Source organism: Alistipes finegoldii DSM 17242, from assembly GCF_000265365.1.
In the GTDB taxonomy this organism is placed as follows: domain Bacteria; phylum Bacteroidota; class Bacteroidia; order Bacteroidales; family Rikenellaceae; genus Alistipes; species Alistipes finegoldii.
Window position 1 is genome coordinate 3,482,632 of the sequence record NC_018011.1, and the last position, 20,263, is coordinate 3,502,894.

The window sequence follows — 20,263 nt, forward strand, 5'->3', positions numbered from 1 at the left end:
CAAAGATACATAAATCTTACGTATTCGCCACTCCGCACCCGGTTTTTTCACCCTCCTGCAACAAAACGACGGCGCCGGAACACATCGCTGCATTCCGGCGCCGAAGCTGTCAGAGGACGAAAGGCGTCAGTTCTTGACGACCGAAATTTCGTCGAGGTAGTAGCGGCTCTTCTTGGCACCTACGCTGGTGAACATCAGCTTGTCGGTAGGCAGCAGCCCCTCGATCACGACGCTGTGCGATTTCCACGCCAGTTCGTTTCCGGCATCGCCGACCGCGATCGTATCGCCGACCTTGACTTTCGTTCCGTCGTCGTGGACCACATACAGCTCCATCGACTCGAACTGGTCGCGGCACCAGCCCGCCTTGAAGACAACGGCCGGGGCGGTGGTCGAAGCCGCGGTCCAGACGTTTACGGCGGTCTTGAAGGTCACCGTGACATTCGCCGCCGCAGTGAGTCCGCTCATGGCGGGCGTCTGGACATAGCTCTGGTTCGCGTTGTCGCCGCCGAGACGGAAACTGCCGCAGAAGGCATTGTGAACTCCGTTGCCCGTAACCAGCGCACCGGTTTCCCAGCCGTCGTCCTTGAAGAACATCAACCGGTAGGGATCGCCGTAGGTGCCGCTGCCGGCATTCATGGCGCCGCCGCCTGCCGACCAGTCGGTGTAGGTGAACTCGGTCAGCATGGTCGAAAGCCCGGCCTCGCTGGTCACCTTCTTGGCCGATTTGACGCCGACGGCGGTCATGACGGCGTCGCCGCCCATAAAGCGGTCGAAGTCTTCATAGAACACTTCGCCGGCAGGGGCCGTGCGGCGCGCTACGGTGCCCGTAATGTCGTTCGACCACGCCGAATCGGAATCTGCGGCGCCGGCCTTCACCCTGAGCCTGTAGCTTGCCGAGGGTGACAGGGCGGCCGAAGCCCACTCCGTGCCTACATAGTTGAAGGCGAAACGCAGGGGGATGCTTCCGTATCCCGAAGCTTTCGACCAGTCATAGGTGAACCGGGCGCTGCGGGAGGGATCGCCCTCCTCCTCGATGGCCACCGTATATTGCGAGACGTCTCCCGCCTGCTCCCATTCGAGGATGATGCTCGACGTGGTTACGGCGGCTATCCTGACGTAAAGCGTCTTCGACTGCAGCGTCGCCGCATCGGAGTTGTCCGCGGCGAGCGCGGCGAGCGCCACGACCGAGAAGTCGTGCGAAGTGCCCGCCGTCAGCCCGGTCGCCGTGAAGGCGTTGTCCGTCACGGTCTGCGGCGTGCCGTTATCGACCGTCACGCTGTATCCCGTGGCACCGGAAACGGCGTCCCATGTCAGCGCCACGGTCGAGAATCCGGGTTCGGCCTTCAGGTTGGCGGGTGCGTCGAGCTTGCCCTGCGAAGCTTCGGCGGTGGTTGCCGAAGCCTTGGCCGACCAGTCGGAGTCGGTGGCCGTGCGGCCGGCTACGGCCTTGACCTTGGCGTTGTATTTGGTTTCGGGCGTCAGCTTGTCGAGCGTGCAGGCCGTGCCGTCGATCTTTTCGACCAGCGCAGCCTTGCTTTCGTCGGTGCCGTCGGCCCAGCAGGCGACCGTATAGGATGCCGCGCCGCTCACGGCGTCCCATTTGAGCGTCAGCTTGTCGGGCTGAACGGCTTCGGCGTCGAATTTCACGTTCGCCGGGGCCGCGAGCTGCTCAAGATGCGTTTCGCCCTCGCAGGTGACGACGATGTCGTCGAGCAGGAAGCGCGTCTTGTTGGCGCCGGCCTGCGCCGGATTCGAGGAGAAGGCGATGCGCGACGCCGGGGTGAGTCCTTCGAGCGTCACGGTGTAGGTTTCGAACCTGCCCACGGCGGACGAGATGTCGACCGTTTTCGACACGAAGGCGGTGCCTTTCTTGCTCACGACGTTGTTCGAGCCGAATTCCGCCCCTTCGACGGCTTCGACGACGATGTCGCTGCCGTAGACGTTTTCGCCTTCGGCATAGGCGCTGGCCGAGAAGCTGACCTTGACGGTCGTGTTCGCGGGCAGGGCCGTCAGCTGGGGCGTGTAGAGGATGCCGATGCCGCCGCTTCCGCCGCCGCACTTGATGTAGCCCGGACGGGTGGAGGTGTTGCCCGACGAACCCCAGCCCTTCATGCCGAGCGCTTCGACGTATTCGGCCGACGTGCCGCCCGTGTGGATGTGGAACTCGGTCGCCCAGTTGCAGAGGGGACGGTCGCCGTCCGCCTGCGGATTCACGCCCTCGGCCTTCTCCCACGTCTTGCGGAAGTCGGTGCCCGAAACGGCGTTGTAACCGGCCGCCGAATTCACGATGTCGCCGCCGTGGATGAAGGCGGAGAAATCCTGCGCCAGCACGATGTCACCGGCCTTCGCGGGGGTGTTCGCAGCGGCTTTCGGGCCGGCTTGGGCCGTGGTTCCGGCCACGACGGGAGTCTGGATATCGGCAAAACTCAGGTTGGTGATCCGGGCGTAATAGGTCGTTTCGGGATCGAGCCCTGAGAAGGTGTAGCGCACGACGGGGTAGCCGGCCAGCGCGGTGAAGATGCCTTTGCCCGACGAGAGTTTGCCGTCGGCGAGCCAGCTGACGTAGAGATCGGTGCAGGCTTCGTCGCGGAAAAGCTCGACATTGTAGCTGCGCGCAGCATCGGTCGCCTTGTCGTCGGTGTAGGACCACTCGAAGGTCAGCGTCGAACCGCTCGCCGCATGGAGTTTCAGCTGCGGATCGAGGTCGAGGATGCCCACCGAAGCCATCAGCATGGCCGGTTTGTCGTGCTCGGTGACGTACACCCAGTCCGAAGTGGCGGAGTAGGGGTAGTTGGCCCGCACGCGGCCGTAATAGATCCGGTCGGTCGGCAGGTCGGTGAATTCATGGTAGTCGATGTCGGCGGTAGTCATGCAGAGCGCTTCGCTGACGGGGTTCATGTCGCCGTCCACGAGCTGCACGGTGTACGATGTCGCGCCGCGGACGAAGTCCCAGCAGATCGTGAGCGACTTGTTGCCGTATTCGAGCAGTTTCACGTTTTTCGGGGTCTTCGACTTGTAGGCGTCCGAAATCTCCACGCCGTCGTCCTTGCAGGCCGTGAGCGAAACCGCGGCCGAGAACGAGAACAGGGCGAACAGAATGTATATGATGCTTTTTTTCATGGTTGTTGTCCGGTTTTAATATACGAGCTTGATGTCGTCCACATACCAGCGGCCCGCCTTCACCGTCGATCCGGAGAACCAGCTGTCGGCCGTGGAGATGAAGAGTGACGGATTGGCCAGCGATCCGGGGTTGGGGATGACGGCCGACACTTCGACCCACGTGTAGGCCGGGATGTCGAGCGAAACGTAGCTCTTGGTCGAAGCGACGATCTTGCTGAGCGTGCCTTTCGAAATCCAGAAGCCGTCGTTCTTCTCGCAGATGCCGACCATGCCCTGATCGGGTGCGGCGGCCCAGATGCCGACCTTGAAAGTCAGCAGCATGTCATAGCCCGCGGGAATGTTCAGCACCGGGGAGATGATGTTGCCGGGCTGTCCGTCGGCGTTGTCGCTCGCCGCTCCGAACTGCATGTAGCCGGGGCACATGTAGTTGAGGTAACCCGTCCAGCCCTCCATGCCGATGGCGCGGTAGAACGAGGGATTGCCGTTGCGTACGGTCGAGGTGATGCCGCCGATGCTGGCGTTGGTGCCCGCCGTGACGCTCACCGTCTCGTTGTCGAGGCTGAGGTTGGCGACGGTCTTGTCCGCCGAGGTCACGCCGGCTTTCTGGCCGATGCAGTCGCCGCCCCACGGGAATTTGTTGAAGTTCTGGACCAGCAGCGGCGTCTCTTCGCCCGCTTGGTCGAATCCGGCGCGGACGATGGTCGAAATCTCGCCGAAGTCCGTTTCGACGCCCGCGGCGTCGGTGACTTTCAGCGCGAAGGTCACGATGCCCTGTTTGGTCGCGGTGCCCGTGAGGGGTATCTCGATGAAGCCGTTGCCCGGCGAGGAGATCGAATAGCTGCCTGCGGCCGCCGTCAGCCCGTTGCCGCCCGTCTGGGTCACCGAAACGGTGTATTTCTCCGTGCCGACGGCCTTGATGTAGGGGATGCGGAGGCTGGCTTCGGATTCGGCGTTCAGTTTCAGCAGGCCCGACACGCCGAACCGCTGTCCGTTGTCGAAGGGCTTCCATTCGAAGATGCCGTTCTCCTGTTTGATGGCGATGGCGACGTTCTCCTCGCCGCAGCCGTGCAGGTAGATGGTCGCCGTGCGTTCGTCCGAGACGTTCTGGTCGCAGGTGACCGTGATTTTCTGATAGGTGTCGGGGCTGCCTTTTCCCGACAACCGGTCCACGTGCACCCAGCTGTAGGCGCCGGTCCACTCCCGGCTGTCGGGCACATCGCTGATATACCAGTCGCCCGTGGCGCGAATCGTAAACGTATTGCTCGATTCGACGTACGAGAAACTCATCTCGCGCAGGTTGCGTTTGAGGAACCCGCTGTCGTCGTCGCTGCATGCAGTCAGACCGCCGATCCCCGCCAGCGCGAGAATTATCGTCAGTTTGTGAAAAAATTTCATAATGATTGATCGTTAGTTTTGTTTTAAACCGATAAAAAAAATCAGAAACCGACTCCGGGTCCTGCCGGACGTCAATTTCCTACGCGGTTTCTAACGATATCGAATGACTTGCACGACAAATATAGCGAATTTTCCGGACTTCCAAATAAAAACGGCAAAAATTTCACGACCTTCCCGCACGAAAGTAAAATATTGATAAACATAGGTGTGAATATTTAAATTACAAAACGATAAAAAAAGGGTTTTCGTTTGGGTAGTTTCCTGCGGTCGCTTGTATCTAATGCAAACCGGACCCGAAAAGTCCGGCCGCCAACCGAACCGACAGCAACTGAAACACGCAATATTAACTGAAAACAACCTAAAAAACGACCCAAGCGATGCCTACCTAATCAATCACAATCGGCACTACACGGTTTTTATCGGACGACGGATGACTTGCAAGGTTCCGCAGACCGTATGAAAACGAACACGCTCAGGCCCGTCCCGCAGACGGCGCCGGGATTTCATTTTGCACCGGCCGCAGGAAGTAACCATAATTAACCGAATTGAAACTATGAAGAATTTATTCCATAAAGGACTCTGTCTGGTCATGGCGCTCTGCTGCATAGCATTTAAGGGCTATGCGGGAGGAGGAACGCTTCCCGACGCCCAAGGGCACGACCTGAAGCTGTCCTATTCCCGAACGACGCTCAAAACCGTTGCCGACGCGATCACGCAGCAGGTGGGCATCGTATTCTCCTATGAAATCGCACTGGCCGATTATCCGATGGAGAACCTCTACGTTACGGAACAGGGGGCCGCGCTCGACGCCATCCTCAAAACGGTATTCACGCCCCGCGGCATCGATTACCGCGTGGTGGACAAGGTCGTGGTGCTGACGCGCAGCGCGCATCCCGCACAAACCGTCAGGGCCGCTCCGGCCAAGGCGCAGGTGACGGGCGTGGTGCGGGACGCCGCAGGCAACCCGATGATCGGCGTGACGGTCACGATCAAAGGCACGCTGGTCGGCGTCTCCACGGGCGTGGACGGCAGCTACACCATTCCGGCGGACAAGGACGCGATGCTGCTCTTCTCGTACATCGGCTACCGCAATCAGGAAGAGCCGGTGGGGCAGCGCACCCAGATCGACGTCACGATGCAGGAGGACCAGCTGATGATGGACGAAGTGGTCGTCGTGGGTTACGGTACGCTCAAGAAGCGCAACATCGTGGGCGCCGTCGAGAATCTGGCGGGCGACGCGGTGGAGAACCGTCCGAACGCCGACATCACCCGTTCGCTTCAGGGCCAGATTCCGGGTCTGAACATCGTGCAGACCGACGGTAAGGCCGCCCACGGAGGTCAGGTGACCATTCGCGGCGTGAACAACAGCTTCAAGGCCCGCGTCAACGACGGGCAGAAGGAGAACAAACTCGGACAGGGCGGCAGCGCGCTGGTGCTCATCGACGGCGCCGAGGGCGACATGAGCTCGGTGAACCCCGACGACATCGCCTCGATCTCGGTGCTCAAGGACGCTTCGTCGGCAGCCGTTTACGGCGCCCGCGGCGCATTCGGCGTAATCCTTATCACGACCAAGAATCCCGAAAAAGGCAAGGTGCGCGTGAATTACAACGGTTCGGTGTCGCTGCACCGCCGCACGGTGATCTGGGAGGACAACGTGGTGACCGACCCCGTGCAGTGGGTCGAGGCGTTCCGCGAATCGTATCTCAACTCGTCGCCGACGGCCACCGTCCCGTCGCTGTTCAACAACTACATGCCTTATTCGAACGCATGGTTCGAAGAGCTGAAACGACGCCGCGCCGATCCGACGATGGACAACTACAGCATCGACGCCAACGGCAACTACAGCTATTACGGCGAGACGAACTGGCTCAAGGAGATTTACAAGTCGGTGAACTACTCGACCACGCACGCCGTCAGCATTCAGGGCGGCCGCGAGGGCGTGAGCTACTACGTTTCGGGACGCTATTACAATCAGGACGGCATCTACAAGGTGGGCGAGGAGACCTACAAGAAGTACAACCTGCGCGCCAAAGGCTCGATCCGCATCCGCCCGTGGCTGACGCTCGACAACAACACCAGTCTGATGAGCAGCAAGTACCATCAGCCGATGATGCACTACGGCCAGCAGATGATCTCGCGTCAGATCGACATGTTCGCCTTTCCGTTCGCGCTGCTGAAGAACCCCGACGGCACATGGACGCAGACCGCCGCCAAGAGCGGATACGCGGCCTTCGCCGAGGGTACTTCGTGGCAGGAGGACAACCGGCTTGAGGTGGCCAACACCACGACGTTCAACTTCGAATTCGTCCCTGAGGTGTTCAAAGTCTCGGCCGACGTGACCTACAAGGGCGCACGCTGGACGCGCGACCGCATGGAGAACCTCTACACCTACTATACGGGCGTGAACGTTTCGGGACAGGACAACAGCTACTCGTCGCTCGAAAACTGGAACTACATTTCGAACTACATCTCGACCAACATCGTCGGCACCCTCACCCCCAAACTGGGACGGGACCACGACCTGAACGTCGTGGCCGGATGGAACCTCGAAGATTACGACTACCGCGCGCAGAAGACCTACCGGCAGGGCAACCTCTATCCCTCGAAGCCCAGCTTCACGCTGATGGACGGCGAGTATTACTCGACCACGTCGGGCGGTTACACGTGGGGGCTGGTCGGCTTCTTCGGACGTATCAACTACGCCTACGCGGGCCGCTATCTGGTCGAGCTGAGCGCACGCTACGACGGTTCGTCGAAATTCCCGGCCAACTCGCAGTGGGGATTCTTCCCCTCGGCATCGGTGGGCTGGCGCCTCTCGGAGGAGCCGTGGCTCAAACCGCACGTGGAGGGATGGCTCGACAACTTCAAGATCCGCGCGAGCATCGGTTCGCTCGGCAACGCCAACATCGACCCCTATCAGTACCTCGAAACGATGACGGCCACCAACAGCGCCTCGATCGCCAAGTCGTCGGTCATCATCAACGGTCAGAACGTGCCTTACACGTCGGTTCCCGACCTGATTCCCGACGACATCACGTGGGAGAAGGTGACCACCTACAACATCGGTCTGGACCTCGACCTGTTCAACAACCGGCTCTCGTTCACGGGCGACTACTACCGCCGCAACACCACCGACCTCTACACCGTCGGTCCCAACCTCCCGCAGGTGCTGGGCAGCGCGGCGCCCTACGGCAACTACGCCAGCCTGAAGACCAAGGGCTGGGAGGTCAGCCTCGGCTGGCGCGATTCGTTCAAGCTGGGCGGCAAGCCCTTCAACTACAGCCTCCGGGCCATGCTCTGGGACAGCCGCAGCTGGATTACGGACTACTACAACGAGACCGGCGACCTGACCACCTACTACAAGGGCATGGAGATCGGCGAGATCTGGGGCTTCCGCACCGCGGGCATCTACGCCAGCAACGCCGAGGCGCTCAACGGCCCGGCCTACAACTTCTTCAAGAACGGCGAGATGTTCCGCGCCTACGCCGGCGACCTGCGGTTCGTCGACGTGGACGGCGACGGCATCATGACCAAAGGCAACCGCACGCTGTCGAACCACGGCGACATGGAGATCATCGGCAACCAGTCGCCCCGCTACCAGTACAGCATCAACATGTCGCTGAACTGGAACGGCATCGGCCTTTCGATGCTCTGGCAGGGCGTGGGCAAGCGCGACTGGTATCCGTGGACCGAATCGGGCTTCTTCTGGGGCAAGTGGAACCGCGCCTACAACTCGCTGATGAAGACGCAGACGGGCGACAGGGTAGTGAAGATCGACAAGAGCACCGACAACTGGCGCGTGACGAACATGGACAAGAATCCCTACTGGACGCGCATGGTGTCGCTCGCCGCCAACCGCAACGACGGTCCGCTGACGTGGGAGAACGACCACTACCTGCAGGACGCCTCGTACATCCGTCTGAAAAACATCACGGTCGATTACACCTTCCCCAAGCACATATGCAAGAAACTGCGCATCGAGGGGCTGAAGATCTACGTGTCGGGCGAAAACCTCTTCACGCACTCGCCGATGTTCAAGTATACGGACATGTTCGACCCCGAAGTAATCACCAGCGGCGACTCCGACTTCGCAAGCACCCAGAAATCGGGACTCGGCGGCACGGGTAACGGCTACTCCTATCCGATGCTCAAGACCGTGACGCTGGGCGTAAACGTAACATTTTAACCGACTGCAACCATGAAAAAAATCCTATTATACACGCTGATGACCGTGGCGGCCGCAGGAATGACCGCCTGCGAGGACTTCCTGACGCGCGACACCTACGACCAGATCGGCAGCGACGAATTCTGGAAATCGGAGACCGATCTGGAGCTATACGCCAACGGATTCATCCAGAAGATGATCCCCGGCGACGGAACCATCACGCGCGGCGACATCGACGCCGACTACTGCGCCGTGGACATCGCCACCGACCTGCTGCGTCCCGACGGCAACGTCTCGCCCGACAATCAGGGCGGCTGGACCGAAAGCAGCTGGACCAACCTGCGCCGCGTAAACTACATGCTCGACAACATGCACCGCTGCCGGGGCCGCGTAAGCGACGAGGTCTACAACCATTACGAAGGCGTGGCCCGCTTCTGGCGCGCATGGTTCTACTACGACAAGGTGCGGACCTTCGGCGCCGTGCCTTGGTACGACTTCACGATCTCGGCCAGCGACAAGGAGGCTCTGACCAAACCCCGCGACAGCCGCGAATACGTCATGGACAAAGTGCTCGAAGACCTCACCTTCGCCAGCACCTACTGCCTTGCCGACGCCAAGTACACGAAAGGCTCGGCCCTGATCAACAAGTGGGTGGCGCTGGCCTTCAAGTCGCGCGTATGTCTCTACGAAGGCACCTTCCGCAAGTACCATTCGCGCGAGCCGTCGTCCGACAAGCCGTGGCAGAACGACGTCTACAACGCCGATAACAAGTTCCTGCGCGAAGCCGCCGCGGCAGCCAAGGAGATCATGGACAAAGGTCCCTTCTCGCTCGTGACGGGCGACGTGAAGACCGCCTACCGCTCGCTGTTCACCAGCGCCGGGCTGCTGACCCAAGAGGTGATCTTCGGCCGCGAATACAGCAAGGAGCTTTCGGCCTTCCACGAAACCAGCTGGTATTACTATTCGCCGACCTACGGAACCAAGATCGCCATGACCAAGAAGTTCATGAACACCTACCTCACGACCAAGGGCACGCCCTTCACCGACATCGACGGCTACAAGACCGTCGACTTCATCCACGAATTCGACGGCCGCGACGCCCGCATGGCGCAGACGGTCATCAGCCCCTCGTACCAGATGAAGATCAGCGGCCGCACGGTGCCCTATTCGCCCAACTGGAAGGTGACCCGCACGGGCTACCATCCGATCAAGTGGTCGATCGACGACGATGCCGACAACGTGCTTTCGAAGGCGGCCAGCTGGAACTCGCTGCCGATCATCCGTTACGCCGAGGTGCTGCTCAACTATGCCGAAGCCAAGGCCGAGCTGGGCGAAATGGACGCCGCCGTCTGGGATCAGACCATCGCGCCGCTGCGCAGCCGCGCCGGCGTGACGTCGGTCATCCCCGCCAAGGCCGATCCCTACATGGAGGCTTATTTCCTCAATACGGTGACCGACAAATGGATTCTCGAAGTGCGCCGCGAACGAGGCATCGAACTTTGTCTCGAAATGGGTCTCCGCTGGGACGACGACATGCGCTGGCACATGGGCGACCTGCTGACGAGCGACAACAACCCGTGGACGGGCATCTACATCGGCAGCACGAGCTATACCTACGACTACACGGGTCTCAGCACCGACGACAACGGCGATCCCGTGCCCGACTTCTACATCCGTCCGGGCGAGGACACCAAACATTCGATCGCCATTTCGAATACGGGCGCCAACCAGACCTTCTCGCTCAACGGCGAGGGCAACATCGTCTGGGAATACCGGCGCGTATGGAGCGAAAAGAAGTACCTGCGTCCGATTCCGCTGACGGCGATCACGCGCAACCCCAATCTCGAACAGAACGCGCTCTGGAAGTAAGAGGACAATAAAAACGACAAGATATGAAGACAAGAATCATGTTATTCTGCTGCATGGCGGCCGCGCTTCTGCTGGCGTGCAGCAACGACAAATCGGACGGCGAGGGCCGCGAACCCGGCGTCGAGACCGAGCTTAACGGCACGCAGCTCGGCGAGGGCACGACCCTCTACGGACTGGTGACCGACACGTCGGGCAACCCCGTGCAGGGCGTGGTGGTGTCGGACGGCTACAACTGCGTGGAGACCGACGCCAACGGCGTCTATCAGATGATCCGCTACAAGAAGGCGCGCTTCGTCTGGTACAGCACGCCGGCAGGGTACGAAATCAACACCTCGGCGGACAACTATCCGCTGTACTATGCCGAAATCGTCCACAAGAACATCGCCGACCGCCACGACTTCGTGCTCAAGCCGCTGGCCGCTCCCGAAACCGACTTCACGCTGCTCTGCATCGCCGACCCGCAGTGCGCCAGCACGGCCGACATCAGCCGTTACGTCAACGAGACCATTCCCGACATCGAGGCGACGGTCGAAACGTTCAAGGCCAAAGGGCGCGCCGTGTACGGCATCACGCTCGGCGACATCGTCTTCGACACACCCGACTTGTGGAGCAACATGAAGGAGGCGATGGCCAACCGCAACCTGACGATCTTCCAGACCATCGGCAACCACGACCACCTGAAGACCGAGACTTCGGACGACAAGGCCGCCGCCAACTTCGAATCGCAGTTCGGACCGCGCAACTACTCGTTCAACCGCGGCAACGCCCACATCGTCTCGATGGACAACGTCTTCTACGTCGGCGGCAGCACCCCGTCGAGCAACTACAAGGGCGGCATCACCGACCAGCAGCTCGAATGGCTCCGTCAGGACCTGTCGCACGTGGCGAAGGACAAGCTGGTGATCTTCTGCGCCCACATGCCCTTCCGCGGCGGCACGAGCGAAACGGACGAAAGCCACATGAATCACGCCGGGGTGCTCGACCTGCTCTCGGAGTTCGCCGAAGCGCACATCATGATCGGGCACACGCACTACCAGCAGAAGTACATCCACACCCGCAACGGCAAGAAGATCTTCGAACACATCCACGGAGCGGCCTGCGGCGCGTGGTGGACCTCGACCCTCTGCGCCGACGGCACGCCGAACGGATACGGCGTGTATGAGATTTCGGGCAGCACCGTTCCCAACCAGTATTACAAAGCGACCAACAAGGCCGCCGACCACCAGATCCGCGCCTACTCGGCCAAGCAGGTGTTCGGCACCTCCGGCAGCACGACGTTCGGCTTCGCCGCCAACGCCTCGGCCATGAACGACGCGAAGTGCATCGTGGCCAACGTCTGGAATTCGGACACGGGCGGCGACTGGAAAGTGTCGCTCTGGCAGAACGGCGCGAAGGTGGGGGATATGACCCGCATTTCGACCTGCGACTACTGGGCCTACGCCTACCACGTGCTCTACTTCAGCAAGAGCGTGGGCAGCACGTGGGGCAAGAAGCTCGACCACTTCTATTACGGCAGGCTGACCTCCGGGACGCCCGAAACGGCCGATTTCGAGATCGTCGTCGAGGACGGCATGGGCAACACCTACCGCACGTCGAAACTTCAGACCGACTTCATCGGATTCTGATTCCGGCCTGCAAAAAGCGATGCCGCGCTCCTTTCGGGGCGCGGCATTTCTTTCATGCGGAAATCCGTCAGCGGAGTCCCAGCTTGTCCATCATCCTGAGGGGATAGTTCGTGATGCCGTAGACATCGCTGCGGATGCCCTGATACCACTGCATCTGCTCGTCGGTGTCGATCTGCCACAGGCTCAGCCGCACCTTGTTTTCGGGAAAGCTCTTGGCCCGCTTGGTGTCCAGCCCGAAATCGGCGAGCTTCATGTTGGCCCACGGAATGTCTCTGGCGATGAAGTCGCCCGGTTCGTAGGCCGCCGCTCCGTACGACACGGACCACGCCGAGCGGACCGCGGGAATCACCTTGTCGCGTATGGCAAGACGGCCGACGATGAATCCCACGAAATTCTTGGCCCTCTTCTCGTGGACGATTTGCGCGGCGGCGATGCCGGTCCGGCTCGCTTCCGCATTGCCGCCCGCCTCGTCGCCGAGCGTCTTGACGTCGATCCACAACTGCGTGCAGCCGCCTTCGAGCACCACGTCGATGAACTCCTCCAGCAGCGGCAGTTTCTCGCCGTTGGCCAGCGTGCCCTTGGCACACAGCTCGGCATAGGTGGCGTCCTTGAAGCAGGTGTTGCCGAGGTAATAATCGTCGTGGTAGACGACCACTTTGCCGTCTTTGGTCAGGTGGATGTCGCACTCCGAGGCGAAGAGCTTCATCTCGACGGCCTTTTTCAGCCCGGCGACGGAGTTCTGCGGAAATCCGGTCTCGGCATAACAGCCGCGGTGCGCCACGACCTTGTTATCGACGGGTTCGGGTTCGGGATAGACCGCCGGTTCGCCCGTCTGCTCCCACCACCAGTCGGGCAGCGGTTCGTAATCGTCGTCGGAGCATGCCGCCAGCCATACGCAGGCCGCACAGCACACCATCAGCAGATATTTCAGCTTTTTCATCGTTCTTGTCGTTTTTGGACCGGGGAGCGCCCTTCGGCGGGCCGCACCCCGGTCGGTTGATTACTTCTTGACTTTGTAGTTTTTCACGCAGCGGATGCCCACAGCCGGGTTGCCGGCGTCGAGGTTGTCGTTGAACCAGTAGTTGCTCGTCGCCTTGACGTTGTTCAGACGCCACGTCTTCTTGGCCGAGGAGCCAATCAGCGGCACCCACGAATGGGCCGTGTCGCCGTACTGCCCGTAGCCGTTCTTGTTGAGCCGCCATCCGGTCGGATAGAGGTTGAAGTCGAAGGCGTCGGCGCCCGCGGCACGGGCGGGAGTGCTCGTCCAGCCCTCCTGCGTGCGGAGCCACGGAGCCACGTTGTTGGCGTTGGTGGCGACGAGTTTGGCGATGGTCAGCATCTCCTCCCGGACGGGATAGGTCCCATCGCCGCGCGAAGCTTCGAGCGCAGCATAGGCCAGGTCGTACCAGTCGCGGAAGTTGGCGATATGCCAGCCGTAGGGGCAGATGCCCTGAATCTGGGCCGAGAGCGCCGGATTTTCGGCGAAGAACCGCTCGTCGTCGGTCACGGCTTTCATCTCCGCGGACTTGAAGACGCGCGCCGTGATCTGCGTGCCGACGGCATCGACGAATGTCGAACCGACATTGTAGGCCGAAGGCCATTCGATCGAGGTGATGCCGCGGCCCAATCCGCCGGCGGGCGTGCCCAGCAGGATTTCATCGAGCGTATAGAGACGTCCGTGACGGTCCGTGACGGCCTGATCGCCCTTGACCGATCCGCCGCTCTCCTCTTCGTCGTAGGCGGGATTGCGCTCGATGTAGGGGTCTTGGGGATCGTAGCCGCCCGACGTCGCCGAGCCGGAATAGGCCGGCACCAGACGCGACCCCAGTTTCATCGCGCCGATCTCCGGACCGCCGTTCCAGTTCAGGTTGCGGGTCATCCATATCTTCACGCCGCCGTCCTTGGTCCGGAACGCCTTCGACGGGCAGGCGGCCGCCGCGTCGTCGGGCATGCAGTTGGCGATCGCTATGCGCGACAGGGTGTAGGTCATCGCATTGAGGTCGATGGTCAGCGTACGCATGCCGTCGATGTCGATCGCAGGCCCCGCGGGAACCGCATCCGCCGCCGAATTGAGCGTGACGATCCGCCCGTCGGCCGCAAGCGCGTAAGCGGGGTAGTAATCGGCGCGCAGCACGGTGTTGACGCGGATTTCGGGTGCATTTCCGGCAGTGAAATAGGCGTCGAAACGGTAGACGCCCGTCTCGGACTTGGTCATGCGCCGGGCGAGTTCGAACCGGTCGTAATCGAACAGCGACGCACCCCAGACATAGCAGTAGAGGTCTTTGGCCAGCTGCGTGACAGGAATCTTCGCCGTGGCGGCGCTCGTCTCCCCGCTGCCGACCGTGATATAGACGTTGGCCGTGCGCGGCTGCTCCTCGTCGTCCCACGGCGCGGCCGTGAAGCGGATCACGTTGCCGCCCAAATCCTCCCACGAAATCCAGTCGGCGTCCTCGTCTCTGGAGACCGCATAGACGTCGCCCATGTTGGTCGTGAAGCTGACATCGACCGGGACGATCTCGTCGGCGTTGAACTCGATCTGCTTCGGGTCCACCGTGACTTCGGCGTCGGGGTAGACGCCCGTCTGCACGACCCGGAGCGTCTCCTGCGTGCCGTCGGCCGCCGTCAGGGTAACGGTTGCCGTGCGCTTGTAGGCCGTATTTTCGGTCGCGGTGATCCGGAATCCGCGGTGCGTGACGCCGTCGGCGTCGGTGACGCTGCACTCCGTCAGCGTGCACCACGTTTCGGTTTTGTCCGTCTCGGCGCTCCATGCCATCGACCTGCGTGCCTTGGGGTTGAGCGTGACGATGACGTTCTGTCCCTGATCCTCCTCGGCGTTCCGCCCGGCGTTGTCGAGGGTCACGACTTCGGGCGAGAAGGCGATGCGTGTGGCCTGCACGTTGTTGTCCATGTCGTCGGTGTCCGCCAGCGGATTGCAGGCGCATGCGAGGGCCGCGGCGACGAGCGCAATATAACAGTTGATTTTCATTGTCGTTCGTTTTTCGGGTTATGTATCAATACCAGCCCTCCGTCTGTTTGAGCTTGGAATTCTTGATGATGGACTCCTGCGTGATGGGCCACAGGAGAATGTTGGCGTTGCTTTCGCGCTTGTCGGCGACATCCTTGTTGTACTCCCAGACCGCGTCCAGACGGATCAGCGTCCACCACGTGCGCCCTTCGCCGACCAGCTCTTTGAGACTCTCCTCGACGATGGCCCGTTTTACGGCCGCCTCGCTCTGATCGGTGTAGTGGGCGGCGTTGCCGTAGGCGCGCTTGATGATTTCGCCCAGCGCCGTCAGCGCCCCGCCGTAGTCCTTCCGGTAGTATTTGATTTCGGCATCCATCAGGAAGGCCTCGGCATAGCGGTAGAGGATGAAGTCGGAGTCGAAAATGCGCGCGCCGCTTATCATCTGCCCGACGCCCTTTTCGGTCCACTCGATCGACTTGATCGTCGTGCCGTAATCGGCCCTGTTGTAGGTCAGCTTCGTGCGCGTATCGCCCTCGACCGAGGTCAGCAGCGCCTTGTAGCGGTCGGTGTACCACCACCACTGGTTGCCGCCGGTGATGGGCACAGGGTTGTTCTGGTAGGCCGCTTCAACGTAGTTGCTGTTCCAGCCGAGGTAATACCCCGGTCCGTTGACGGCTTCGCCGTTGGCCTGATGGACGGCGAAGATCACCTCCTTGTTGAGCTTGTTGGCCGAGGAGAAGACCTGAGCGTAGTCGCTTTCCAGACGCGACGCCGAGAGGTTCAGCGCCTCGATGGCCTTCTCGGCCATGGTGAGGTACGACGAACCGCCTCCGGCGACGCGGTACATCCACAGCGCGTAGTCAGCCTTGAGCATCTGCACCGCGGCGGGCGTGGCTACGGCCTTGTCCGAATTGTCGGTCACGTACCGCTCGGCTTCGGTCAGGTCGCTTTCGATCCGGGCGAAAATCTCTGCTTTCGGCGCGCGGGGCAGGTAGAGGTCGCCGCCCGTGGATTCGTACCCCGTAAGGGCCAGCGGAGCGTCGCCCCAGATGCGTGCGATCCAGAAATAGCACCATGCGCGGGAGAAATAGGCGTTGCCCAGACTGAAATTGCGGACCGATTCCGAAATTCCCATCTCCGGCACGTGCTTGAGAATCAGGTTGGCCTGATTGACGGTCTTATACATGACGCTCCAGTCGGCATAGGCGTTGCTCGAAGACATGGTGCTGGTGCGCACCTGCGTCTGGTCCACGCCCGACAGCGTTTTGTTCGTGCCCGCGCCCCAGAGACCGTTGCGAAATTCACCCCAGCAGAGGTAGATGTCGTGTACGCTCTTGAGCGCGTCGCGCATGTAGAGGTAGATGCCGTAGGTCGCCGTCTCGGCGTCGCTTTCGTCGATCCACATGTTGCTGGCCGAGAGCTTGTTGTCCTGCATGATATCGAGGTCGCCGTGGCAGCCGCTCATCGTGCACGCCGCAGCCAGCAGGGCAGTCAGTATCTTTTTGCATTTCATGGTTTGGTAGTTTTAAGGGGTTAGAACGTGAATTTGGCGCTGAACAGGATCTTGCGCGCGGGCGGATAGGGGCTGAAACCCGTGGCATAGGTCGAAGCCGAATTGTAGAGTCCCCCGGTGGTCGCCGCTTCGGGCGATACGCCGTGCACGGCCGTCCAGTAGTAGAGCGTGTTGCCCGAAACGGTCAGGGTCACGTCTTTCATGCCCAGCCGGCTCGTCCAGCGCACGGGAAGCTTGTACGAAAGCGAGATGTCGCGGATGCAGAGGTAGTCGCCCTTCTCGACGAAAACGTCCGACATGCGCGAGAAGTTGCGGTTGCCCCAGTCGGGGTCGTTGGCCGTGAAACGGGCGTACTTGGTCTTGTCGCCCGGCTGCGACCAGCACTGCTTCACGTCGTTCACCAAATTCCAGTTGCAGTTGCCCATCGTCGCCATGAAGTAGCGCATCTGCATCTCGTTCTGGATCGAGTGGCCCAGCGCATAGTCCATATAGATATTCAGCGACCAGTTCCGGTACCGGAAAGTATTGCCGATGCCGCCGGTCGAGTGGGGCGTGGCGTAGCCGAGCAGGAACTGGTCCTCCTCGTTGATGATGTCCCGGCCGTCGCGCTGCGTCGATCCCGCGCGGTTGACCCATTCGTAGTCGCCGATGTCCTTGCGTCCGGCGATCTGCCTGCGGTCCGAGCGGCGGTATCCGCGCGACGAAGCGTCGTACATCGCCGCATCGGCGTCGGCCTGCGTCTCGATGATGTGATCGACCTTGTAACCGTAGATGCGGCCCATGCGCTCGCCCTCGGCGATGCCCCCGAACTGGCTGCCGTCGCCGATGGTGATGCCGTCCATGCGGTTGCGCACGTTGCCGTTGTCGGGCAGCTTCAGCACCTTGTTCATGTTGAAGTTATAGGTGAAGTCGGTGGTCCACGTGAAGTCGCCGCGGCTGATGTTGACCGACGAAATCGCCAGATCGACGCCGTAGAAGCGGACCTTGCCCACGTTGGAGACCACCGAACCGTAACCGGTGGTGTTGGGCAGCGTCACGTCGAACAGCAGGTTGCGCGTCACTTTGTCGTAATAGTCGAAACTCACGCGCACCCGGTCGTCGGCCAGCCCCATGTCCAGACCGGCATTGACCTGCGTCGTGGATTCCCATGTCAGGTTGCTGTTCGGCATTTCGCCGGTCGTGGTGGTGGACATGCCGTTGTACTGGTACGCCGAGTTGTAACTGCCGTAGGTGTCGTAAAGCCCGATGCCGTTGTTGCCCGTCAGACCGTAGCTGGCCCTCAGTTTGAGCGAGCTGACCACCTTGTTCCGCGGCCAGAACGCCTCCTCGTCCACGATCCAGCCGGCCGAAGCCGCCGGGAAGTAACCCCAGCGGTTGCCCGCGGCGAATTTCGACGAGCCGTCGGCGCGCATGGTGAACGACAGCAGGTATTTCTCGCGGAAGTTGTAGTTGACACGTCCGAAGTAGGAGATCAGCACCTCGTCGGTCCGCGTGCTGGTCGGGTAGTTGGTGATGTTGGAGGTCCCGACGTTCAGCGTCGGAATCTTGTCCGATGCCGCCCCCTGCACGCGCGCGTCGATGCTGTTGTTCTTGTCCTTCATGTAGTCGTAACCGGCCACCACGTCGATGTTGTGGTCTTCGGCGAAGGTTTTCTTCCAGTTCAGGTAGGTCTGGAAGTCCATGCGGTTGGTCTCCGTGAAGGCCTCTTTCGTGGGCCGGATGTTGGTGCCCGTCGTGGGGTTGTTCTTCACGAAGAAGTGGCTGCGCGAATGGCGGTTGTGGTTCGAGAACTGGGCCACGGCGCGCAGGCCGTCCACGATCGCCCATTCGAGGTTGATGTTCACGCTCGACCGCTTGGTCGTCTCGCCCGTATCGCTGTAGTAATAGTTGTAGTAGGCGGCGGGCAGCGTGGTGTTGTTCGGCCCCATGGCGGGCGTTCCGGCCAAATCCTCCCCGGCTTCGGCGTCGTACCAGTCGCGGTGGGTGGCGGGTACCGAAAGGCCGCGGATCACCGAATTGCGCTTGTTGAGCGCCCCTCCGTCGAGCATCTGCCGCTCGATCTGCGAATAGTCGAAGGTCGTGGTCGCCGTCAGGCGTCTGGTCACCTTGAACGAGGTGTTGCCATGGAAGGTGAAGCGGGAGAATCCGGTGGCCATGCCGATGCCGCCGTCGTCCGTATAACCCGCCGACGCGGCATACCGGATGTTCTCGCCGCCGCCGTTCACGCCGATATAGTAGTTCTGCCAGAAGGCGTCGTCGAACCACTGGCTCTGCTGGTCGTTGTCTTGGAAAACGATGATCTTGCCGGGGTTCACCGGGTCTTCGATCCATTTGTAGCCTTTCGGCAGCGATTCGCCCGGATTGAGGTAGCGCGTCGTCCAGCGCGAAGCGGCGCTGTTGCCGGCTCCCGCCGATTCGGCGCCGTCGAGAATGCTGAGCGGGTCCGCGCCGCCGCAGTAGCCTTCGGCGATCGCCGGGCGCAGCGTGAGCAGGTAATCCCGGCCGTTCATCAGGTCGAACTTCGTGGCCGGACTCTCATAGGCCCACTGCCCCTCGAAAACGATCTGCGGTCCCTTGTGGGGCGCGCCCTTCTTGGTGGTGATGAGAATCACGCCGTTCGATGCGCGCGAACCGTAGATACCGGCCGACGCGGCGTCCTTGAGCACCTCGATCGACTCGATGTCGTTCGGGTTCAGGCCCGCCATTTCGCGTACGGCGCCGTCCACCAGCACGATCGGATCGTTGGAGTTGTTGATCGACGAACCGCCGCGGATCAGGAATTTCGGCGCCGAACCCGGCGTTGCGTCGGTCGTGGCGACCTGCAAGCCGGCGATACGGCCTTTCATACCGTCCCCGACGAGGTTCACGGGCATGCTTTCGAGGGTTTTGCCGTCCATTTTCGAGATCGCCGAAGTCACGGTCTTGCGCGTCTGCGTGCCGTATCCCACGACCACGACCTCCTCCAGCACCGACTGGTCCTCCTGCATCGTGACGTCGATCATCGAACGGCTTCCGACCGGCTCTTCGCGTTCCGTGTAACCGATGTACGAGAAGAGCAGGACCGCGCCGGGCTCCGCCTCGACCGAATAGGTGCCGTCGGCCCCAGTCGTCGTGCCGCGCGTGGAATCCTTCACCAGCACCGTGGCGCCGACCAGCGGGCTTCCCGCCGCGTCGCAGACACGGCCCGTCACGCTGTTCTTCCGCTGCGGCTCCGCAGTGCGGTCGTATGTCAGCACGACCGTGCGGTCCACGATTTTGTAGCGGAATCCCCGTTTGGTGAATACGTTATTCAGAATCCGCTCCAGCGGGGCGTTGCTCTCGCGTACCGACACGTCGCCCATCGGCATGGACGCCAGCGCCGATTCGTAGGAGAAAAGCACGCCCGTCTGCTTGGTGAAAGCGTCCGTAAAAGTCTGTAGGGTAGCGGACTTGACCGTTAGGTCCACATCGTGGTTTTTCCGGAAAGGGGAGCCTCCGTCGTCTTCGGCATAGGCCCTCAGGCTCAAGCCGGTAAACAAAAGAAGCATCGCCACTCCCCAACGGAAGATGGAATTTTTCTTCATGATTTTAAGGTTTGCGAAAAAGGTTAATTTGGGTGAAAAGCCCCGTCC

General features: G+C 61.3%; 9 protein-coding genes. 3 read left to right on the plus strand and 6 right to left on the minus strand.

The features are described 5' to 3' along the window. Positions 1–126: 126 nt before the first annotated feature. Both ALFI_RS15045 and ALFI_RS15050 read right to left on the minus strand, forming a co-directional pair. Entirely contained in the window at positions 127–3,120 is a 2,994-nt protein-coding gene (locus ALFI_RS15045; protein ID WP_014776447.1) for a fibronectin type III domain-containing protein, read from the minus strand. Positions 3,121–3,135: 15 nt separating this feature from the next. Then, positions 3,136–4,515 carry a BACON domain-containing protein gene (locus ALFI_RS15050; RefSeq protein ID WP_014776448.1) on the minus strand — a complete coding sequence of 460 codons (1,380 nt, stop codon included), beginning with the start codon at positions 4,513–4,515 and terminating at the stop codon, positions 3,136–3,138. A 553-nt stretch (positions 4,516–5,068) separates the two neighbouring features. Between ALFI_RS15050 and ALFI_RS15055 the strand changes: the two genes are divergently transcribed. Genes ALFI_RS15055 through ALFI_RS15065 form a run of 3 tightly spaced genes read left to right on the plus strand, consistent with a single transcriptional unit; the run spans position 5,069 to position 12,174 of the window. Beyond that, positions 5,069–8,701: a SusC/RagA family TonB-linked outer membrane protein gene (locus ALFI_RS15055; protein WP_014776449.1), complete on the plus strand. Its 3,633-nt coding sequence runs from the start codon at positions 5,069–5,071 to the stop codon at positions 8,699–8,701. 12 nt (positions 8,702–8,713) lie between these two features. Beyond that, positions 8,714–10,549, plus strand: coding sequence for a RagB/SusD family nutrient uptake outer membrane protein (locus ALFI_RS15060; RefSeq protein WP_014776450.1), 1,836 nt, complete (start codon positions 8,714–8,716; stop codon positions 10,547–10,549). A 23-nt stretch (positions 10,550–10,572) separates the two neighbouring features. Next, positions 10,573–12,174, plus strand: coding sequence for a calcineurin-like phosphoesterase C-terminal domain-containing protein (locus tag ALFI_RS15065; RefSeq protein ID WP_009598980.1), 1,602 nt, complete (start codon positions 10,573–10,575; stop codon positions 12,172–12,174). Between the two features lie 67 nt (positions 12,175–12,241). On the opposite strand, the gene ALFI_RS15070 is transcribed toward ALFI_RS15065, so the two are convergent. The 4 genes from ALFI_RS15070 to ALFI_RS15085 are packed head-to-tail and all read right to left on the minus strand — an operon-like array spanning position 12,242 to position 20,215. Continuing rightward, complete coding sequence (locus tag ALFI_RS15070; protein WP_014776451.1) at positions 12,242–13,114, minus strand: glycerophosphodiester phosphodiesterase; 873 nt, start codon at positions 13,112–13,114, stop codon at positions 12,242–12,244. Positions 13,115–13,174: 60 nt separating this feature from the next. Continuing rightward, on the minus strand, positions 13,175–15,160 hold the full coding sequence (locus ALFI_RS15075; protein ID WP_009598973.1) for an FISUMP domain-containing protein: 1,986 nt from the start codon (positions 15,158–15,160) through the stop codon (positions 13,175–13,177). A gap of 25 nt (positions 15,161–15,185) precedes the next feature. Further along, the gene (locus ALFI_RS15080) at positions 15,186–16,652 is read right to left on the minus strand and encodes a RagB/SusD family nutrient uptake outer membrane protein (protein ID WP_014776452.1); all 1,467 of its coding nucleotides are present in this window, start codon (positions 16,650–16,652) and stop codon (positions 15,186–15,188) included. 20 nt (positions 16,653–16,672) lie between these two features. Beyond that, on the minus strand, positions 16,673–20,215 hold the full coding sequence (locus ALFI_RS15085) for a SusC/RagA family TonB-linked outer membrane protein (protein WP_014776453.1): 3,543 nt from the start codon (positions 20,213–20,215) through the stop codon (positions 16,673–16,675). Between the last annotated feature and the right edge of the window lie 48 nt (positions 20,216–20,263).